This window comes from Glaciecola sp. 1036, assembly GCF_050306235.1.
In the GTDB taxonomy this organism is placed as follows: domain Bacteria; phylum Pseudomonadota; class Gammaproteobacteria; order Enterobacterales; family Alteromonadaceae; genus Glaciecola.
On the sequence record NZ_JBLWFH010000001.1, the window covers coordinates 516250 to 536935 of the forward strand.

Here is a 20686-nt window from a genome sequence, read left to right on the forward strand (position 1 = left end):
AATTATTCTCTATAAGGCTAAACGGTGTTTGATAGTGAACCTTTGATAGATAAAACGTTTGGGTTGTACCAGTTAGGAGGTAATCAAAGTTTATTCAATCGTATGATTGGTAAATTTAGGCACGAATTTCATCAATTTCCGGATTTGGTAAAAGAACTTCTTGCGCAAAACGACTACGAAGCTGCAAAATTAAAAGTTCACACCACAAAAGGAATTACTGGAAACCTTGGATTAAAAGCTTTGTTTGAGTGCAGTAAATTTCTAGATCACCAAATCAAAGAAAAAAATGTCTCGCCTGATATCATACTAGCGTTTGAGCAAATAATGGCCGCGACCTGTGTCGCTATCGATCAAAGCTTAGATGGCAATGAAGCGCCACCTTCTCAACAGCGCTCTAAGTGTGAAAATGCTAATCAAATTCTGCTACAAAAACTCAAAGGGCATGAATTTATTGACGATTCAGAATTACGTGATTTAGTGGAAGGCCTAGACATTAATCCTCAAGACAAACAATCTATAATTGATGCTGTTGAAGAGCTCGATTACGAAACTGCAATTGAAATCGTTCAGCGCTAATGTTGCCTATCTGTCTATATGAAGACCAAGATTTTTTGGCGGTATACAAACCCGTAGGTATTCAAATGCATGATCCAGTGGATGGTATAATTCCATCTGTGGTGCGGGCATTAGAATTAACTACGGCTCCATTATTAATTCATCGTTTAGATCAGGCTACCAGTGGTGTTTTGTTGCTTGGTAAAAACCCAACTTCCACGGCTGAAATAGCAGCTCTTTTTGCTCAAAAAGCCATTCATAAACACTACATCGCCTTGTCGGACAAAAAGCCTAAAAAGAAGCAAGGACAGATAATTGGTGATATGCAAAAAGCCCGCAACGGGAGTTATAAATTACAAAGATCGAAAGACAACCCCGCTGTTACTGAGTTTACTTCTAGCTCTGTAGCGCCTGGCGTTCGAATCTATCACCTTCACCCTAAGACAGGCAAAACCCATCAATTGAGAGTTGCATTAAAGTCCTTAGGATCTCCTATTTTAGGCGATAAGCGATACTCTGGTACTCTTAGCGACCGCATGTATTTGCATGCTTTGAGCATAAACTTTGTTTATAAGAATAAAAGTCACAACATTTTAGCGCCGCTTTGTGAAGGCGAACATTGGGAAAACTCAACCATTCAAACCGAGCTTATGCCTTTTTTCGAGAAGGCAAGCAACTCAGACGTCATCAAGGTGTTTTGCCATGATTAAGATAGGTGTTATTGGCAAAGGCTGTATAGGCAGCTATATCACTTATTTATTGCAAGACCAGAATACTAGCGTTTTTGTGAGAAACCCTTCGCAAACTAACCCGCAAATTGTGATTTCGGACAAGCAACATAAAATCTTGGGAACGCAATTAGCGTTAACACAAGACAATTTGCATCAAATTGACCTATTAATTATTCCGATTAAAAGTTATCAAAATGATACTTTGATTCAACAGTTGCTACCAATTTTACACCCTAGCACTGAGCTACTTATTTTACAAAATGGCATTCATTGGCTAACGCAATACGCAAACGCTTTTCCACACAATCCCATTTTAGGGGGCATAGTTACCGATGGTCTGTTTAAGCAATCAAAGGATACTATTGTCTTAGCGGGCCAAGGCGAACTGATTTTAGGCGCTTTGAAAGGTGCTAATCAAAAGTCCTTAGCACCTTTGATTCATGCCCATCAGAATGCTCAATGGGTGGAAGATTTACAACCCTTTATCTATAAAAAATTGCTTATCAATATTGTCATCAATAGTCTCACATTTCTTTATCAATGTAAGAACGGGGAATTAAAAGACTACCCGGAGCAAGTAGCAGCGTTAAAAAAAGAAGTGTTACAAACATACCTTGCGTTAGGAATTATTGACTCTACTGCACAGTTGGCCAGCGTAGTGGAAAATGTTATTGAATCTACCCAGCACAATAGGTCTTCAATGTTACAAGATCGTTTAGCAAAGGCTCCCTCTGAAGTCGATGCCATTTTAGGTTGCTTGTTAGAAAAAGCAAAAGCGGCGAAGATACCAACGCCGCTTATGTCTTGTTATTTAGATAAAATTAAAACCATTGAAAGGCAGTATGTAACTGCCTAATGTATTTCTAATGCTATTTTTCTTCTGGCTCAGAAACCAAAGGTCGCATGTGTGGGAACAAAATAACGTCTTTTATGGTTGGACTATCTGAGAACAGCATCACCAAACGATCTATACCGATACCCTCTCCCGCTGTTGGAGGCAACCCATATTCCAACGCAGTGATATAATCATCATCAAAATGCATAGCTTCATCATCGCCAGCTTCTTTTTCTTCAACCTGCTTTTTGAATCTTGCAGCTTGGTCTTCTGAGTCATTTAACTCTGAGAATCCATTGGCTAACTCTCGTCCGCCAACAAAAAACTCAAATCTATCTGTTACAAAAGGATTGCTATCATTTCGACGCGCTAATGGTGATACTTCCCAAGGATATTCAGTAATAAACGTGGGTTGATCCAGTTGTTCTTCAGCAGTGGCTTCAAATATTTCACACAGATATTTACCAGCGCCCCAAATACCATCCACTTCGGGTTCTTTTATGTGTAATTTCTTTGCCATCACTTTTAATTCAGCCAAGTGATTTTCAGGGTCCTTTATTGCCTCAACATCGGCGTCGGGCCAATATTTTAAGATGGCATCACCCATAGACAAGCGTTGGAAAGGTTTTCCAAAGTCATACTCAGTGGTTTCCACCACTTCGCCTTCTGAATTCTTAACCGTGTTTACCACTGTGGTTGTGCCCAACACATCTTTGGCAAGTTCCCGTAACATGTCTTCAGTTAGGTTCATCAAGTCGTTGTAATCTGCATATGCTTGATAAAACTCCAACATTGTAAATTCTGGATTATGACGGGTCGATAAACCTTCGTTTCTAAAGTTTCTGTTTATTTCAAACACTCGTTCAAATCCACCGACAACTAAACGCTTTAAGTATAATTCTGGGGCGATTCGTAGATACATATCAATATCTAAAGCGTTGTGATGAGTAACAAATGGCTTGGCAGTGGCACCACCAGGAATAACTTGCAACATAGGCGTCTCAACTTCCATAAAGCGACGCTCAGTTAAATATTTACGGATTCCATTTACCACTTTACTTCGAATTTCGAAAGTCTTACGAGTCTCTGGACTCACAATTAAGTCCACATAACGCTGACGATATTTGGTTTCTTGATCGGCTAAACCGTGGAACTTTTCAGGCAATGGACGCAACGCTTTGGTAAGTAATTCGTAGTTTTCCATGTTCACGTAAAGATCACCTTTACCTGATTTGAAAAGTTGACCTGACACACCAATGATGTCGCCAATATCTAAACTGCCGTACGCTGCTTTAATAGCTTTTTGAACACCTTTATCCGCATAAGCTTGAATGCGCCCCGTCATATCTTGGAGCAATAAAAAAGGGCCGCGTTTAGCCATTACCCTGCCCGCTACACAAATAATATTGCTTTGCTCCGCTAAGGTATCTTTATCAAAATCAGCAAATTGATCTTGCACATCTTGCGCATAATGTTCACGACGAAATTTATTTGGATAGCCATTGGCATCACAGTCTTGTCGAATAGCATCTAATTTTGCTCTTCTTTCCGCTATTAATTTATTCTCATCTTGCGCTTGATTTGTCATTCTATTTCCTGATGTATAAAACAAGAATCTAAAGTTACTATAACCCTGATTTTAAACTTGCTACGATAAACTTATTTAAATCGCCATCTAAAACGGCTTGTGTATTTCGTGTTTCTACGCCTGTTCTTAGGTCTTTTATTCGCGAGTCATCTAACACGTAAGAGCGAATCTGGCTACCCCAGCCAATATCTGACTTGCTATCTTCCATTGCCTGTTTTTCGGCATTTTGTTTCTGCAATTCCAACTCATATAACTTGGCTTTAAGTTGTTTCATTGCCTGATCTTTATTCTTATGCTGTGAACGATCATTTTGACATTGAACCACAGTATTGGTCGGTACGTGAGTGATTCGAACAGCTGAATCAGTTCGGTTAACGTGCTGACCACCGGCGCCAGACGCCCGATAAGTATCTATTCTAAGATCTGCTGGATTAATATCAATGTCAATATCTTCATTTACTTCAGGATAGGCGAAAGCTGAGGCAAAAGACGTATGACGACGGTTTCCCGAATCAAAAGGTGATTTACGTACTAAACGATGTACTCCAGTTTCCGTGCGTAACCAACCAAAAGCATATTCGCCTTCAAAGCGAATAGTGGCACTTTTAATTCCAGCAACATCCCCATCAGAGACTTCAATTAACTCGGTTTTAAAACCTTGTTCTTCGCCCCAACGCAAATACATACGTAACAACATATTTGCCCAGTCTTGAGCTTCGGTACCACCAGAACCTGACTGTATGTCTAAATAGGCATCGTTGACATCGTTAGGACCCGAGAACATGCGTCTAAATTCTAGTTGCTCCAATGCTTTTGTGAGCTCAGCAAGTTCTTTTTCTGCTTCCTCAAAAGTATCTTGATCTTCTGCTTCTACGGCAAGCTCTACCAAACCCTCGACATCTTCTGTGCCTTGGTCTAATTGAGTAATGGTATTAACAATTTTTTCTAAATCGACTTTTTCTTTGCCTAGCGCCTGAGCGCGTTCAGGATCATTCCAAACTTCGTTAGATTCCAGTTCGCGAGATACTTCTTCTAATCTTTCGTTTTTGACATCAAAGTCAAAGATACCCCCTAAGCGACTGAGTACGCTGGCGTATATCTTCTATTGCATTGTGAATTGGATTTACTTCAAACATTGATTTATTGGGTTTTAATTTTGTGCGCGAAGTTTACATCAAAACTACGCTGTGTTTAAGTAATACTGATGGTTTTGTATGAATTTTAACAAGGATTTAATGGATATCAGGAATAATGTGATACCCATTAAAGGATACCGTTCTTACCCAAGCTTAGATCTGGCGAAATACTAAAATTGCGCTACCAAATCAGCGGCCAATTTATGTAATTTCTGAACAGTTGCTTGATCACTTATTTCATGTTGTTCATCTAACAAACCTGATACGTTTGCTATGGATAACTGATTTCCCAACACATTCATGCCAATATTGGACAGTAGCAGGCGCACAGGAACTAACACGCGTATACCGCCTAAACCGCCAGGAGAAGCAGCCATTAAAGCAACAGGTTTGCCCATAAAGGCTTGCAAAGGTGTTTCTCCCTCTTCCTTACGCGATGCCCAATCAATGAGGTTTTTAAATAATGCGCTATAACCACTATTATATTCTGGGTTAGCAATTAAAAAACCATCACTGTCCAACATTAACTGTTTAAACTCTTTCGCTTTTGCTGGCATTCCAGACGCTGCTTCCAAGTCTTCAGTGAACACAGGAACGTCGGCATAATCCGCCAAATGTATAAGGGTTACGTCAGCTCCAGCCTCTTTTGCCCCTTGAGCTGCACACTTGACCACAGAATAATTATAAGATTGTCGTCGACCTGAACCAGCAAAGGCTAATATCTTAGGCATTTGAAATTCCTTTTGATTGTATTTTATTGGTTAAATTTTACGCACTTACAATATTAGTAGATCAGAAAGCCTAAAACCAAGCAACTTACATCTTGTCTAGTACGTCTATACCCAACATGTCTAAACCAAGTTTTACCGTTTTTGCTGTGATAGCGGCTAAGGTAAGTCTGCTTTGCTTGTCAGTCTCAGCGACACCATCTTTTAAAATAGGGCTATCTTCGTAGAAACGCATAAACAATGTTGCCAATTCATATAAATAGTTACAAAGCACGTGTGGCGTAGCATCCTTGGAAACCGTAATTAATGTCTCTTCTAATTGCAGGAGCTTAACCGCTAAGGCTTTTTCACTGGCGTTTTGCAATGAAATTTCAGCGTTATATGACACCAAATCTTCATTCGCTTTACGAAAGATACTACTAATTCTGGTGTAAGCATATTGTAAGTAAGGCGCCGTATTTCCCTCAAAGGACAGCATAGTATCCCAATCGAACACATAATCCGTAGTTCGGTTTTTACTTAGATCTGAGTATTTCACCGCACCAATGCCGACCTTTTTCGCAATGTCTTCGGCATCTTGCTGAGCTAAATCCCGTTGTGCCATTAATTTAGCTGCGCGATCCACGGCTTCATCTAACAAATCAGACAATTTTACCGTACCGCCAGTACGTGTTTTGAAAGGTTTGCCATCTTTACCTAACATCATGCCAAATGGGCAATGTTGATATTGGTGTTGTTCAGGCATCAAGTCGGCTTTTCTGGCTACGATTTCAGTTTGTTTAAAATGTAGCGCTTGTCTAGCATCAGTAAAAATGAGAGTACGATCTGCTTGTAATTCACCGCATCTATACTTAATTGCGGCCAAATCAGTCGTAGAATATAAAAATCCGCCGCCGGATTTTTGAATTATATAGACCGCGGGTTTACCTTCTTTGTCTGCCAATTCAGGTAAAAACACCACTTTAGCGCCTTGGTCTTCCTGCGCAATTTTGCGAGCTATCAAATCATCTACCAAAGGTTTAAGCATGTCATTGTAGGCGCTCTCACCCATGATATCCTTGCGCGATAAAGTAACCTTGAGTTTCTCATACACTTCTTCGCTGTGAGATACGGAAATATCGATGAACTTTTCCCACAGAGATAAACATTGTGGATCACCGCTTTGAAGCTTCACAACGTATTCTCTAGCGCGATCAGCAAAACCATCTTCTTCATCAAATCTTACTTTCGCTTCACGATAGAAATCTTCCAAATCAGATAAGGCGGTACTGGCAACTTCGTTGTTGGCTAATTTGTCGCTTAGGTGCGCAAGTAGCATACCAAACTGGGTGCCCCAATCGCCCATGTGATTTTGGCGAATAACGTTATGCCCTAAGAACTCTAAAATTCTCACCACAGCATCGCCGATGATAGTACTTCTAAGGTGACCAACGTGCATTTCTTTGGCCAAATTTGGCGATGAATAATCCACTACTATGGTTTCAATATTCTGTTTCGCGATCTCCAATCTATTGCTTTGGTTTGCAAGCTGTACCTGCGAAGCCAACCAAGTTGCAGATAGGTGAATATTGATAAAACCTGGTCCAGCAATTTCGCATTTTTCAGCAATACCAATAAGATCAACCGCTTCCACGATTTGTTGGGCTATTTCCCGTGGATTCTTTTTAAGTTGTTTGGCCAGCCCCATAGCACCATTGAATTGGTAATCACCAAATTCTGCTTTTGTGCTTTTACTGATTGGCGTAGGCGCATTTTCCACACCTAGTTTGACCATTGCCTGCTGAAAACGCTCAACTAATAAGTTATGCAATAACATGAAATCTCTCTTATTGTTCTCTGGTAGCGGTAAAGGTGATATCTGGATATCTTTCCTGAGCAAGGGATAAATTCACCATGGTAGGTGCAATATAGGTTAGATTATCTGCACCATCTATGGCTAAATTCACTTCTGCTTTACGTCTAAATTCATCCAGTTTTTTCTCGTCGCCATATACCCAACGAGCCGTACTAACATTAACATGTTCATACAATGCATCTACGTTATACTCAGATTTTAAACGTGCTACCACCACATCAAACTGAAGTACACCTACCGCACCTACAATGAGGTCATTATTGATTAATGGCCGAAATACCTGCACTGCACCTTCTTCAGATAATTGAATCAAGCCCTTTAATAATTGCTTTTGTTTTAAAGGATCTTTGAGACGAATGCGTTTGAATAATTCAGGCGCGAAGTTTGGAATACCTGTGAAACTATAGCTTTCCCCTTGAGTAAAGGTATCGCCTATACGCATAGACCCATGATTGTGTAAGCCAATAATATCACCTGCGTAAGCTTCTTCTAGCAGCGCCCGGTCGCCGGCTAAAAATGTCAGCGCATCTGAAATTCGCACATCCTTGCCTATTCGAGAATGGTGAAGTTTCATGCCCTTTTCATATTTACCTGACACTATGCGGCAAAACGCTATACGGTCACGGTGTTTCGGATCCATGTTCGCTTGAATCTTAAACACGAAACCACTGAATTTTTCACTGTTAGCGTCAACCTCTCCCGCATCAGTAGCTCTTCCTTGGGGCTTGGGTGCCCAAGTGATTAACCCGTCAAGCATGTGGTCTACACCAAAGTTACCTAGTGCAGTACCAAAAAATACTGGGGTTAACTGACCTTCCATGAACATTTCTTTGTCAAATTCGTTTGACGCACCTAACACAAGCTCTAGCTCATCTCTAAGCTGGCCCGCTAGGTCGCTACCTACAGCAGAATCTAATTCAGGATTATCAAGTCCTTTCACAATGCGCACTTCTTGTATCAGATGCCCTTGGCCCGATTGATACAGGTAGGTTTCGTCACGGTGTAAGTGATAGACCCCTTTAAACGATTTGCCGCAACCGATTGGCCAAGTGATTGGCGCACACATGATATCAAGCTCAGTTTCTACTTCGTCTAACAAAGCCAGCGGATCACGAATATCCCTGTCTAGCTTGTTCATGAAGGTAATTATGGGTGTATCTCTCAAGCGAGTAACTTCCATTAGCTTGCGAGTACGATCCTCAACCCCTTTTGCCGCATCAATGACCATTAAACAAGAGTCAACTGCGGTCAAGGTTCTGTAGGTATCTTCGGAGAAGTCTTCGTGCCCAGGAGTATCTAGTAAGTTAACCAAGTGGTCTTTATATGGAAACTGCATGACAGAGGTTGTGACAGAAATTCCCCGTTCCTTCTCCATCTCCATCCAGTCTGATTTGGCATGCTGGCCAGATTTTTTACCTTTAACCGTACCAGCTACCTGTAATGCTTGTCCGAATAACAATACTTTTTCGGTAATCGTGGTTTTACCAGCATCCGGGTGCGAGATGATAGCAAAGGTCCTTCGCTTATTGATTTCATTAAGAAAATCTTGGTTTGCCATGTATAAATTCTTTTAGTTTGTACACGGATTTGTACACACTTTTGGAAGTACTCTATTTTCAGTTCTTCGCTTGTCAAATCCGTCGTGTTAATCGTAATTGGCCGCTATTTTCGCTGATCTTGACTTTATAAACAATCAATGGTTATCTAATCGGTTACCATTTACTCTCAGCGTGCGCCAATGCTCAGTTGTAGCTGTTTGCAATCGTTGCTTCTTCAGCTCATGAACAACTGTGGCTAAACCACAAATTCCTTCGCTACCAGAAATCGATGATAGCTTGTCGTACTACACCGATGATGGTGCAGTTGCCGTTGATCGGTATTGCAGGGTATTGGGGGTTCAAAGGTTTTAGGTACTTCTGTTCACCATCAATAACTAACTGCTTAAAGGTTGCTTCTTTCGAATCATCCAAACGCGCAACAACCAATGAACCTGAAGAGTAAGGTAATTCAGGATCAACAACGATCACTGCTCCCTCAGGTATGGATTTTTTTCCGCTTGGATTTTCCATACTGTCGCCTTTTACGCGAAGTGCGAAACAACCCTCATGTGCTTTCCCTGTGACTTCACGCCACTCCTCAGCATCTTCATGGGCAAATCCCTCCGCTATTTCAGTCCAATCACCGGCCTGAACCCAGTTAATGAGAGGAATTCTTCCCTTAATGTCAGGCCCAACTTCTACATTACCGACCCCCAAGCCAATCTCGCCATCACCTGTGGCGAGCCAATGAGCATTCACGCGAAGCGCCTCCGCGATCTGCATGGTGTAACGAGACCTAGCCGATTTACCAGAGCAAATCTGGCTGATCGACTGCTGTTTGATACCAATGCGACGAGCCAACTCAGACTGAGTCACCCCAGTAAGCTGCAAGGCATGGTTTAGTCGTTCGGATAAAGTTTTCATAAGCCCGAATTCTACAAATAAAACTGTAGCCTTTCAACAATTTTAACTGTTGACTTATCTACAGTTTAAACTGTAACACTCAATCTTGTAACAGTTATTATTGTAACAGGAGACGGTATGGAAGTGTTCAACACGACACAAAAACATCTCCGCCGTGCCATTGACTTGGTCGGCGGGCAATCAGCATTAGCACGAGCCATCAACTCAAAACAGCAAAACGTCTGGTTTTGGTTGAATAAATCAGGGCGTGTTCCCGCTGAATTCGTTTTACCCATCGAACAAGCTACGCAAGGACAAGTAACCCGATCTCAGTTAAGACCGGACATCTACCCCGAATGCCCAAGCGAGCTGAAAGCCAGTAACCAGTAGGATTAAGGGCAAGTAATGGTCAGCATTTTACGTAAACACAAAAGCGAGTACCTCCATGCGTGATTATGGCAAGGTCTATACCCGCTTTTGGCTAAAGCAAAATGTTTTGTCCTGGAGTGACTCAGCGAAGTTGCTAGGACTGTATTTGCTTACATGCCCGCATTGTAATTTGCTTGGCTGCTTTCGATTGCCGATTGGTTACGTTGCTTCTGACTTGAACTGGGATGAGCAACAGGTTGCCAAGGCTCTAAATGAGTTAGAACAAGATCAGTTCCTCATTCGTTGCGAGGAATCCGGTTGGACTTTGATTCGGAGCTTTCTGAAGCACAACCCAATCGAAAACCCAAACCAAGGTAAGGCAGCCTTTCGGTTGCTTAAAGATGTACCTGCCGACTTCATTGGTATGGCATCGCTTTTGAAATCACTTGCCGCTTTTCAAGCTCGGCTACCAGAAGAATTTTCATCATTGTTTATGCCTGATGGCAACCCGGCAAGGGACTCTCAACGGTCGGATGACTCTGAGAGAAGCAATAAACCAACAGTTAAAACTGTTGACCACATACAGTTTGAAGACTTCTGGGATGTACAAATACGCAAAGAAAAAAAAGCGAAAGCCAAAGAAGAATGGCTACGCATGGGCCTCAATGAAGACCATGAACTCGCCTTGGAAGTGCTAACACGCTGGAAAGAGCAACGAGACAACCGATTGCAGTATCAAGATCGGACTAAGACCCCTATGCCACATAACTGGCTTTTAAACCGGCAATGGGAAGACGAGTACGTTCGCATTGATGAAGTACAGCAATCATCGACGAGCCTAAAGGGCAGCAATCACCAATTGAATATTGAAGAAAGCAATCGCCGCATTGCTGAAAGCTGGGCCGGACCAGGTATTCGGGAGGTTCGTTCAAGTGCAGGAGGTTGATAAACGCGAGTTTGCTGAAGTTTGGGGAGCAGCTTGGGCCATGTATGGCAAAAGCGTATCACCACAATTGCTATCCATCGCATTTGAAGCCCTTCGTGCTTACAGCATTGAAGAAGTGCGAATCGGTCTGACTCGGCATATTCAATCCCCGGATACTGGGCAATTTTTTCCAAAGCCCGCTGACGTCATCAAGCATATCGATGGCAACTCTGGCTCAAGAGCCATGGTTGCTTGGAACAAAGTTGACAAGGCTGTTCGTCAGGTTGGCGCTTGGACATCCGTGATGTTTGACGATGCGTTTATTCACCGCGTTATTTCAGACATGGGGGGATGGGTTGAACTCTGCAAGGTTGACGACAGGGAATACCCCTTTAAGCAAAAAGAGTTTTTAGCACGCTACCAGACTTACTTGCTCCGGGACGAAGTGGGTGAATACCCAAGGCTATTACAGGGTATTGCAGACCATCAGAACCAGCAAAAAGGATTTGATATGCAAGCGCCGGTTGCCGTGGGCGACTGGTCAAAAGCGGCACAAGTTTATACGAGAGGCATCGCCGACTTTAGCGCAGTGCCATTAAAAAGAATAAGCCCGAAAGCCATTCAGGCGCTTCTCGGAAATCAATTAGAGGACAAAAATGAAAACGATTAAAGCAAAAACCATTGCCCTAGTGATAGCCATGTCCGCAAGCACTTCAGTCTATGCGTTTCCGGGCTATCAGTGGGAAAAAGCAGCAAAAAGTGTTGGTATTGATCCAGTCATGCTCTACGCCGTTGCCTTGGCTGAGTCGGCCTCACATCGAGGTCTTAACATGACCAGTCCATGGCCATACGCAATTCGCAATGGTTCAAACGCAACCTACGCCAAATCTAAGACAGAAGCGGAGCAACTGTTAAACCAAGCACTGCAAGAGACTGAAAAATACCAGCTCGATATTGGCCTTATGCAAATCAATTTGCATTGGCATGGGCATCGAGTGAGCTCAGCAGCAGAACTGCTAGACCCCATCACCAACCTTACTGTCGGCTCCAGTATTTTGGCCGAAGCAATCAAGTCTTCACCTAACGATTTAGAGCTTGGCATAGGCCGCTATCACAGTTGGAACGAAGAGCGTGCGCGCTGGTATAGGCAAAGAGTGCTTTCTATCTATCGCAATATTTTACATGAACTGGAGGTCCGTCAATGACAACCAATCAACAAGACTTCTATCAATTAAATTTGGCGTACCTGCACGCAGCACGCGAATTGGCACGCATTGATCCGCAAGAGGCTGTCTTGCGCTTTGGACTTACACGCGATGTGGTGGATGCACTGATTAATGCCGGTGTTGACGACCTGCAACGAGTGGCGACCTCATCATTCATGCTGTTTCAACCAAGGGGTAACCAAAGCCAACTGATTGAGATGGTGAAGAGCAAAGGCACAGGTATCCCAAGAATCGCTTATTTATTATCAACCCTAAACAACAAGGGGGATGCATGATTGATAACCTGTCCAAAAGTGAGCTGTTTACCCGAGCCTCGCTGCTTATTAAATACGGATTTAGAACAACCATTATCGCGCTAGATACAGGTTTGCCAATCCACATTATCAGAAGGCTGCACAAAGAAGTGACTGGCAAGTCACCTTGTCCTGGTCAATTGCCAGAATCTGATGCCATCGTTAAAAGCAGAAGAGCATTAGTTGAAGGCTCTCTGCTGATGGCGCTTTATGTCAATATTGGTGGTGATAATGTCTACAAGCAATTAAATATCGATGCTTTGATGAAGGCTTACGATGCGTACTTGGTTGCAAGAGAAGAAGCAGATCTTCCAGCTGAGATCCCCTGGAAAAAACTGACCATCAATGAAGGTTGGGTTCTAGCTCGTGATTTAAGATCACAGCTTGCATCCTTACACCGGTGTCGATGCGGCAGTCTGTATTTGACGGTATCTCAACAGCGCATTCAGCTTAAATGTCCTGTGTGCGAGATTATGGCCGAGCAAACCACTAGAGCACTTTTTGAGAACTAACATACTGATGCATGATTTGATTGGGCACCGCCCGTGCACTTTGAGAGTACTAAGAAGATGACAAACTTACTTAAATCTTTACCAGCACGCTGCTGGTTTATATCACTGGGGCTTTTTCTGGCGACTTTGGCAGCGGCTCATTTTTTTCCATCAGAAATATTTACGGCATCTGCCAAGTTAGCGGCTTTGCCATTTCTGATTTGCACCATCGTTTTTTTCAGCTACTTGGGATTCAAAGCAACTGCTAGTCCTATCGGCCTTATAACCATCACCACTATGTGTTTAGCAATCGCATATTGGCAAGCGAGTTGGACAATTTTATGTGTCGGTTTAGCTTTCTTAGGCTTAAGCGGACTAATCCATTTATTTCAAAGACAACTGAAAGATACCGGTCGAGAACTAAGCCTGAGCGAAAAAAAATATTGGTACTGGGTAAACGAATTTGCAGACGGTCGCTCATCTATCCTCCCCAAAAGGCCAAAAAAATAGCCAGCCCATCACTAGCTGGCTACCTTCTGTTTTTAGTTCCTTCCTGAAGCCTGGTTATAGGCCCTAATATCGATCAAGTTGTTCTGAGCATAATCTCCAGCAAGGGATGCATTTGAGATCACTGCAATCTGCTTATCCACAAATGCTTTATCTTCTTCGGACACACTGTCGGGGATGTAAGCACCTCTCTCATCTTTTTGACGATACTCATTTAGCATTTGCTCCCTTAGACCAAGCATTTCAGGCGACCAACTCGATGAGTCTTCAGAGTTGAAAACGCGCCCCGCCAAACCTTCATTGAAAGCTTGAGCGAACACTTGACTTTGAATCGGGGTCAATCCCATTCTCTGCCCTTCGCTGTATGCTTCCTGTTTAAAATCATCGGCATACTGTTCTAAGAACTCACCATATCGATTGTTAACTGCCGCACCGAATGCCCCCGCCAACATGGCTTCAGACTTAGTACCCCAGTTTACTTCGGAGGCATACTGCGAACTCGATCCACTGTATGCATCATTAAACGCCGTCAATGGGTTTTCCAAAGAGGTTCCGGCGTCAACGGCTGCTTTTAAGCCATCCCAGGTTGATTTACTGGCCACCGTTGCATTGTGCAAGAAACCTCGTGAGCTAGGGTCTTCAAGTGCTTGCTCCTTGTAACTCTCATAGTCTTCGCCAAAGTGATTCAAGGTATGCAGTGCTGCATCAGTATGCTTGCCACTGAAGTCACCAATAGCACTGGCGCTGTTGAAGAACATTTCAGCACCAGAAACTCCGCTATCATCAGCCATAATGCGAGATCGCCACTGAGAGCCAGCTTCACTGTTTAGTCCAGATTGATAGGTACTTGTGTCAGAAACTACGGCCTGTTGGGCTTGTTGTTGATGCGCATTTAGTTGTCCATCAACACCAGACAAATTAGTTTGGTAAGCTGATTGAGCTGCGTTGAACTGAGTTTGAACAGTTGCAGCATCCTCGTATCCGCCCAATACACCCGATTCCACTTGGCTTTGAGTGCCACCAAAAGTAGGTGCAGTTGATGACAAGCCTTCATTAGAGCGTGGCTGAATAGATCGTAAATCGGCTGCGGTAGCCATGGCCATAACAGTCATTGCTGCTTGATAGTCATTGTCTCGTTCAGCGGGCGTCGAGGAGTTGCTATAGGTTAAAGACTCCATAGCTGCGGCTACATACGCCTGATTATCATCAGGTAGCAAGCGCTGATACATTGGAAGGTTTTCACGTAATCGGTTACCTGCTTCAACATGCTGGTTCATATAGCGACCTAAATAATCCATGACTTCAGGATTATCCGCTGCTAATCGAGTTAACGTCGCACCATCCGTGTTCCTTTGTCCTGATAGACTGTAGCTGGCCTGATCAAGCTCACTAAAGCGGTTTGATGCCGTGATAACGTCTTGTGCTGAACTCTGAAGTGACTGATAGTCTTGATTAGACAACGACATCTCAACGCCAGAGCGTCTTGAATCTGAAAGGTCTTTAACCATTGCATCGCGATACTCAGCACGTCGTGAATCACTTGATGCCAAGCTTTGCATCTCACCAGTGAGCGTATTTGCGGTCGTTGACCGAGAACTGCCCTCTGATGACTCAACTTGGCCACTAAAGTTACCACCTAAATCCAAGCCTGCTCGTAACCGTGATATTTTTGGCACTCTTGATGATTCAGGCTTATCCACTCCTGGTAGGTTGCCTTGTGGGGAGTCATTCCCCCCTGAACCAAGTAATCTTCCCAAGAACCCTTTATCTGCTACTTCTTTATCACCGGTATTTGTAATGGTTCCATCTCCACCGACCCTAAGGCCTCCCGATAACACGCCAGATACCAAGCCACGTACAGCGTCTTTTTTATCGTCTCCGAAACCATACCGTGTTTGCAGGTCATCAGTAACCTGATTAACAACGGCGCTAGATGCGGAATTAGAAGAACCGATCTGACGTCCAACCGAAGAAAGGTTGTCGTAACTTAGCTTTTCACCAAAGGTTCGACTCATGGTATTGCCAACCTGACGGCTAAAGGCTTGAGTTGCCTGAGTCATGGATTCTTTTGCAGAGCCGACCATTGAACCCACTGCGTTTCCGACAGAGAAACTGCTTAGTAGGTTTGACGCGCCGGTCATAGCAGAACCAGTGAGGGCTGAATTTTGGAACATTGACTGTGATTGCATGACCGGAGCATTTTTCGCGACATCTGGACTTGCCATTTTTTCATCAATGGCATCACCGTTTTGAAGACGCCCAGCCAAGTGGGTTGCAGTTATTGCTGAGCCATACACGAGCATGAGCGAAATCGCCGGAACACTCGACGCCAACATGCCGCCAGTAGCTATCCAGGTTTGCAGCACTGAATCCATCTGCCTCATCCCAGCAAAAGATGGCACGTCTGTACCTGCAAAGGCATCAAGAGCCGACATTTTCCCTGCAACGGTTAAATGAATATACAGGTTAATGATGGCCATGACAGGCATCCAAAGTTGAATCCAAAGCAGGATTAACAAGTACTTCCCGGCCATTCGCATCCCGATTTGGCCGAGGGCTATCACAAAGGCCATCAAAGGGGTGATGGCGTAAATGAAACCCTCAAAAAACGTCATCATCGGACGAACGATACTTTGGAACAGGGTCTGCTCCGCCGCCCATTGCGTATTGCGCTGCTCAATCGCTTGGTTAACCATAACGGCTGCGGTGAAAGCTTGATCATCCATATATTTGCCCGTCACGCTTTGCTCATAAATAGGCAAAAGCACCGACGCGGTCATGTACTCTTGGGTGTTAACCGAAGCCAAACCAAGGTTATTCAGTGCATTTCGGATCACGTCATCAGTGTCCGTTGCTGACGAAGTCCCCAATGAGGCCGACAGAACCTGTTTAAGCCTTGGAATGAAGGTTGATTCTGTCATGAGTTTCAGTTGGCTGTAGGCATCAGTGCAGTCCAGATCGCTACTGCTACCATTGAGCATGATGCGTGTGCCATAAATGCGCGAATCAAACCTAATCGCAGTCATTGGGTTAGGATCACTCAGCACCTGATCGAGGTTCTTTTGACCAATGTCGATACCAATCAAGGTGCACTCTTTGATGTAGTTAAACCACGATTGCTCGATGTCCGAGCCGCCGACACGATTTGCATCACCCAACCCAGAGCGATCCATCACCTGTTTTCTCACTTTAATCAGTGACTGTAAACTGGATGCAAAGCCGTATTCCGTCATGGCGGGAGTTGAGAACGCCGTTTCAAACAATCGCGTGATTTGAAAGCCAACAGTCGAAATCGTACTACCTGCGGCAGCAACACCGATGGGCACATTATCAACCACTCGAACTTGCCCCGTGTACGCATCCTCAATGCTCACTCGGGTACTGGGTCCAAACATGGTTGCAAAGACTAGCCATGAGACTAAAACGTGCTGAAAGTTAATCCCACGGCCACCTTGCATTAAGGCCTGAACAGAGACCATCAATACCCCAATGAGCAAGCCAATCCGAACCATTGAAGTAAAGTCGCCTGTACCAGTGATCATCGCGACAGCGTTCAAGACCTGCTCTAAAAATGCCGAATCCCCGATGGAATAGATCTCCCACATTATCTATTCCCCCAGCGCCGTAGATTTAACGGTGTAATAACGCTGTTTGCGAATGGTCTGAATCACCTGATTAAAATGCGCCAGCAATTCTTGCTCTGAGCCGTATCTTCGCTGCAACGCAGCGTACTCCTCATTGATTTGACGACGTGCACGTTCAAGGTCTTCTGTTAATAACTTCGCATAGGCATGATCTTCCACACCGGAGGTACTTCTAGCTGCATTGAGCATGTCTTCAACCAATGCTCGGGCCATTTCAACAGCAATAAATGGCGCAGCTCTTGAAGCAAACGACCTAGCAGCCCCTTCATTTAATGCAGAAAGTGTTCGAATCATGCCGCCAATGCTTGCAGGAGCCGAGGTCATAAAAGCCTTTTCGGTGGTGCTAGCAGCCCCTGTATTTCGAGCAAACTTAAAAATAATGCCGTTACTAGAACCTGTACCAAGAAGTAAATTTTCGACCTGAGTTGATAACCCGGTTAGGGTCACGTTAGTGATTGTCGGATTTAGACAGCCGTCTTGTGTCACTGTGTCACATCGGTACATAGCGACGTTACCGCCATGAATTAGATGCTCAATAGTCACTTTATTGCCATTCAGTCTGGTCAGTTTTGGGGCTTTACCTTGGCCATCAGCGGCATTCGCTAAATCACCAACGATGATTGAACCAGTCACCGACATAACTGCTTCAAGAAAACGGTCATCCCCCGATGCAAACCAGCTTGATGCCGAGTGACGTTTCAGTGCTCGCCAGACCAAATTACCTTTAATTGTTCTGTTTACATCAGATGCCGCGACACTCGAAGCGTTCTCATATGGGTTCTTACCATTGGATTCACTCCAACTGGTAAAAACGTCACCAGCCCCTTTAAGTGAGCTCAACATGCTGGCTTCTGTTTGCCCCTTTTTACCAAAAGCAGCCAGGGTATCGTTCACGACTCCCTGAGCCATTTGACAGGAATTGCCGAAATACTCGTTCAACTGCTGGATTTTCTTTTGCAAAGTCTCCATGTGCTGAGAGCATTTCTCACACATAGCACTGAGCGCCAATTGGAATGCATATCCCTTGGCGTTTGCAGCAACAGAGCGAAGTAATTGAACAAACTGATCCGCGTTAACAAATGACAAACTTCCAGCGAACATATCAATGCCGCCACAACCGGCTTGGAATGACGGTGGTACCATAGAGACGAGGTTCTCGTTCATGATCCTGTTACGAACAACAACACTTCCGCCAGATATAACGCCACGCCGTTGACTCTCAAATACGCCAGGCGCAGTGGTGTTGGTCATTGAACCAAACAACTGGTTCATCTCCTGTTGCAGGCTTGCTTGGCTCATAGACGAAAAACCAATCGCGCAGGCGATTAGCGATACTCGTAATACTTTTTTCATCGTTATAACCCTCCTTGTGCACGCAGATAGCGAACAATAAACTCAGGGTCCTGTAATATTTTTTCGTTAAGCTCTTGGGCTGACATCGCGAGTGACACGCCGGGTTGAACAGGTCTGGTGGCATAGTAAGTTTGATCGTCAATCCAACCTGCTTGATGGGCTGCGAGAATGATTCGATTATTGAGTTCATCAAGGCTCATTGCACCTTGGCCAATCGGAGTAATGACGTTAGGCGGGTCAACTAAGAACACGGCAGGGACAGTCGTAACGGACAATGATTGAGCTTGTCCTGAATCAACTTTGAAATTGGGAAACTCTCCACCCGGTAAAGGCAAGCCATCGACAGCAATAGCAAACACCTCGAAACCATAGTTCAAAACCATGGATTCGATGATAGGCGCTTGAGCATGGCAGTAAGGGCAATCCGAACGATAGAAGAAGAACAAGCCAGCCCGTTTTGCTACTTCACCTAAAGCAATATCTCGTTGAGCGCCAGCTTCTCGGTCCATCCGATTGGCAGCATAAGTCGCCAAGGGTCTGCGACTGATTTCATCCAAAACTGGATCGCCCATGACCACCTGCTGACTAACATCAGCAAATAGTGATCCCTTATCCATCATGACGCGCTGAAGATACAGATAGGCTCTGACGTTCTCACTGGTCGGCTCATCAATTGCCTTGTCCATGAACGACTGCATGTGCTCACGAAACCAGGCAGCACTGAAGGGCTTTAGCCCGCTCTGACTCGACTCTTCCGCACCATATTCCGGCTTTGTAAGCTCATCAGGCTGTTTAGGTTCAGGAATGATCTGATACCAAAACCAGCCTTCCTGACCACGCTGATAGAACGGTCCATCACTGGCATGGGCGGGCAAGATGAATAGAAAGAAAATAATGATTGGGATGGTCACCCATAGGATGAACCAAGGTAACAAAGGGGTTCTCATTGTCAGCTCCAGTAAATTTCATAGAGCTAACATGCTAAAGATCCCGGTAAGAGTGATTGGCGAGATAGATGAAGGAATCGTATGTGTTTCTGACGGTCGAAAGAAAATCGATAGGGATGATTCAGCCTATTCGGAGGGCGGTGCGTTACGAAAAACCTAAAATCGTACTAAATAAGTGATCCTAATTGTGCTCCACTTTCATGAGGCCATGCCCGCCACCAGGGAATGGGGAAGCATGGTTCATAAAGTACTTAACCCGCTCCATCAACTTCCAGATGTTTTTGCACTGATGGTTTCGGGTAACGGTTTCATGTAGTGCGTGCCACAACTGCTCTATTTTGTTGACCCAAGGTGAGTAAAACGGCTGAAACAACAAGATAAACTTTGGGTTTTTCTTGAGCCAAGCTTGAGTCTTTTTACTCTTGTGGATAATGAGCGTAATCGTTTGGACTCGTCTGTACTGTCTTTTGAGCAATTTCAGCATTGAAAGAAATAGCATAGAATCTTTGCTTGAACTGGCGACATAACTGACTTCCCCGTTCCTGTGTGTAGCGCACCTGCCAAGTATCGTTTGCTCTTCTGTCCCGGCGTTGTCACTCGTTTTTCATGGCCTTTATGCATCCAATCTGCGCCGATTTTTGGATTGAGATGGATATCAACTTCATCTTCATAAAATACGGGATGGTTTATATTGCAGCGTTTCAAAGCTGCCTTAATTTCCGCAAGCTTCTCATCTTTATGAGGATCTTTGATATGCAAGGTGGGAGCGGCTCTACGCCAAACAACGCCAAGTTTAGGCAACCACCGCCGAATCGTTGAGGGATGAACCTGCAGCGAAAATAAGCGGTTAACCTCAAGAGCTATTAATTCAGTACTCCAGCGGGAACGATGGTATCCAAGCTCTTGGGGGGACAATTGAAGCAGTAGTTTGAATACACTAGAGCGTGTTGACTTTGCGGTATAAAAAGTAAACAGCAATTGGGTCGGTTATAATGATTTCGCCAAAAAACAACATAACCGCGAATTTAACTCCCAAATGCCGAGACTCATGCTAACAGATGA

Annotated in this window: 20 protein-coding genes and 1 pseudogene; 11 read left to right on the top strand and 10 right to left on the bottom strand. The window is 44.1% G+C overall.

Going from position 1 to position 20686, the window contains the following annotated elements; genetic code table 11:
• The first annotated feature begins 24 nt into the window (after positions 1-24).
• Genes ACNKW3_RS02290 through ACNKW3_RS02300 form a run of 3 tightly spaced genes read left to right on the top strand, consistent with a single transcriptional unit; the run spans position 25 to position 2142 of the window.
• Complete coding sequence (locus ACNKW3_RS02290; RefSeq protein ID WP_427397667.1) at positions 25-576, top strand: Hpt domain-containing protein; 552 nt, start codon at positions 25-27, stop codon at positions 574-576.
• Positions 576-1265 (top strand): TIGR01621 family pseudouridine synthase, encoded by a 690-nt coding sequence (locus ACNKW3_RS02295; protein ID WP_427397668.1) that lies wholly within the window; start codon positions 576-578, stop codon positions 1263-1265. The genes ACNKW3_RS02290 and ACNKW3_RS02295 overlap by 1 nt, the downstream gene beginning before the upstream one ends.
• Positions 1258-2142 carry a ketopantoate reductase family protein gene (locus tag ACNKW3_RS02300; protein WP_427397669.1) on the top strand — a complete coding sequence of 295 codons (885 nt, stop codon included), beginning with the start codon at positions 1258-1260 and terminating at the stop codon, positions 2140-2142. Before ACNKW3_RS02295 ends, ACNKW3_RS02300 begins: the two co-directional genes overlap by 8 nt.
• Before the next feature lie 13 nt (positions 2143-2155).
• On the opposite strand, the gene lysS is transcribed toward ACNKW3_RS02300, so the two are convergent.
• The 6 genes from lysS to ACNKW3_RS02330 all read right to left on the bottom strand — a co-directional run bounded on the left by lysS (position 2156) and on the right by ACNKW3_RS02330 (position 9890).
• On the bottom strand, positions 2156-3709 hold the full coding sequence (gene lysS, locus ACNKW3_RS02305; protein WP_427397670.1) for a lysine--tRNA ligase: 1554 nt from the start codon (positions 3707-3709) through the stop codon (positions 2156-2158).
• A 37-nt stretch (positions 3710-3746) separates the two neighbouring features.
• A protein-coding gene (gene prfB, locus ACNKW3_RS02310) for a peptide chain release factor 2 (RefSeq protein WP_427397671.1) occupies positions 3747-4845 on the bottom strand; the annotation gives its coding sequence in 2 pieces (ribosomal slippage) (positions 3747-4769 and positions 4771-4845; 1098 coding nt in all).
• 170 nt (positions 4846-5015) lie between these two features.
• Positions 5016-5576, bottom strand: a complete 561-nt coding sequence (locus tag ACNKW3_RS02315) for an NADPH-dependent FMN reductase (protein WP_427397672.1) — start codon at positions 5574-5576, stop codon at positions 5016-5018.
• Between the two features lie 85 nt (positions 5577-5661).
• On the bottom strand, positions 5662-7389 hold the full coding sequence (argS, locus tag ACNKW3_RS02320; protein ID WP_427397673.1) for an arginine--tRNA ligase: 1728 nt from the start codon (positions 7387-7389) through the stop codon (positions 5662-5664).
• 10 nt (positions 7390-7399) lie between these two features.
• Positions 7400-8986 (bottom strand): peptide chain release factor 3, encoded by a 1587-nt coding sequence (prfC, locus tag ACNKW3_RS02325; RefSeq protein WP_427397674.1) that lies wholly within the window; start codon positions 8984-8986, stop codon positions 7400-7402.
• Between the two features lie 256 nt (positions 8987-9242).
• A complete protein-coding gene (locus ACNKW3_RS02330) occupies positions 9243-9890 on the bottom strand; it encodes a LexA family protein (RefSeq protein ID WP_000854920.1) in 648 nt (215 codons plus the stop codon).
• A 117-nt stretch (positions 9891-10007) separates the two neighbouring features.
• Here ACNKW3_RS02330 and ACNKW3_RS02335 point away from each other — a divergent pair, with 117 nt between their 5' ends.
• The 7 genes from ACNKW3_RS02335 to eexR are packed head-to-tail and all read left to right on the top strand — an operon-like array spanning position 10008 to position 13683.
• The gene (locus ACNKW3_RS02335) at positions 10008-10259 is read left to right on the top strand and encodes a helix-turn-helix domain-containing protein (RefSeq protein WP_000451746.1); all 252 of its coding nucleotides are present in this window, start codon (positions 10008-10010) and stop codon (positions 10257-10259) included.
• A gap of 55 nt (positions 10260-10314) precedes the next feature.
• Positions 10315-11184, top strand: coding sequence for a hypothetical protein (locus ACNKW3_RS02340; protein ID WP_119788445.1), 870 nt, complete (start codon positions 10315-10317; stop codon positions 11182-11184).
• Positions 11171-11833, top strand: coding sequence for a DUF6475 domain-containing protein (locus ACNKW3_RS02345; RefSeq protein ID WP_427397675.1), 663 nt, complete (start codon positions 11171-11173; stop codon positions 11831-11833). Before ACNKW3_RS02340 ends, ACNKW3_RS02345 begins: the two co-directional genes overlap by 14 nt.
• Positions 11820-12368 carry a lytic transglycosylase domain-containing protein gene (locus ACNKW3_RS02350; RefSeq protein WP_427397676.1) on the top strand — a complete coding sequence of 183 codons (549 nt, stop codon included), beginning with the start codon at positions 11820-11822 and terminating at the stop codon, positions 12366-12368. Before ACNKW3_RS02345 ends, ACNKW3_RS02350 begins: the two co-directional genes overlap by 14 nt.
• Positions 12365-12664, top strand: a complete 300-nt coding sequence (locus tag ACNKW3_RS02355) for a flagellar transcriptional regulator FlhD (RefSeq protein WP_000210563.1) — start codon at positions 12365-12367, stop codon at positions 12662-12664. The genes ACNKW3_RS02350 and ACNKW3_RS02355 overlap by 4 nt, the downstream gene beginning before the upstream one ends.
• On the top strand, positions 12661-13194 hold the full coding sequence (locus ACNKW3_RS02360; RefSeq protein WP_000566753.1) for a FlhC family transcriptional regulator: 534 nt from the start codon (positions 12661-12663) through the stop codon (positions 13192-13194). Before ACNKW3_RS02355 ends, ACNKW3_RS02360 begins: the two co-directional genes overlap by 4 nt.
• A 57-nt stretch (positions 13195-13251) precedes the next feature.
• Positions 13252-13683: an entry exclusion protein EexR gene (gene eexR, locus ACNKW3_RS02365; protein WP_427397677.1), complete on the top strand. Its 432-nt coding sequence runs from the start codon at positions 13252-13254 to the stop codon at positions 13681-13683.
• 32 nt (positions 13684-13715) lie between these two features.
• Here eexR and ACNKW3_RS02370 read toward each other — a convergent pair whose 3' ends face one another.
• From ACNKW3_RS02370 to ACNKW3_RS02380, 3 genes are read right to left on the bottom strand one after another with little or no spacing between them, the layout of a single operon-like run.
• Positions 13716-17285 (bottom strand): conjugal transfer protein TraG N-terminal domain-containing protein, encoded by a 3570-nt coding sequence (locus ACNKW3_RS02370; protein WP_427397678.1) that lies wholly within the window; start codon positions 17283-17285, stop codon positions 13716-13718.
• A 3-nt stretch (positions 17286-17288) separates the two neighbouring features.
• On the bottom strand, positions 17289-18677 hold the full coding sequence (locus ACNKW3_RS02375) for a conjugal transfer protein TraH (protein ID WP_346836146.1): 1389 nt from the start codon (positions 18675-18677) through the stop codon (positions 17289-17291).
• A 2-nt stretch (positions 18678-18679) separates the two neighbouring features.
• On the bottom strand, positions 18680-19624 hold the full coding sequence (locus ACNKW3_RS02380) for a thioredoxin family protein (RefSeq protein ID WP_427397679.1): 945 nt from the start codon (positions 19622-19624) through the stop codon (positions 18680-18682).
• On the opposite strand from ACNKW3_RS02380, the gene ACNKW3_RS02385 reads away from it, so the two are divergent.
• Positions 19554-19784, top strand: coding sequence for a hypothetical protein (locus ACNKW3_RS02385; protein WP_427397711.1), 231 nt, complete (start codon positions 19554-19556; stop codon positions 19782-19784). The genes ACNKW3_RS02380 and ACNKW3_RS02385 overlap by 71 nt on opposite strands.
• Before the next feature lie 21 nt (positions 19785-19805).
• Here the strand turns inward: ACNKW3_RS02385 and ACNKW3_RS02390 are convergent.
• A pseudogene (locus ACNKW3_RS02390) lies at positions 19806-20560 on the bottom strand (IS630 family transposase); the annotation flags it as partial.
• Positions 20561-20686: the final 126 nt, after the last annotated feature.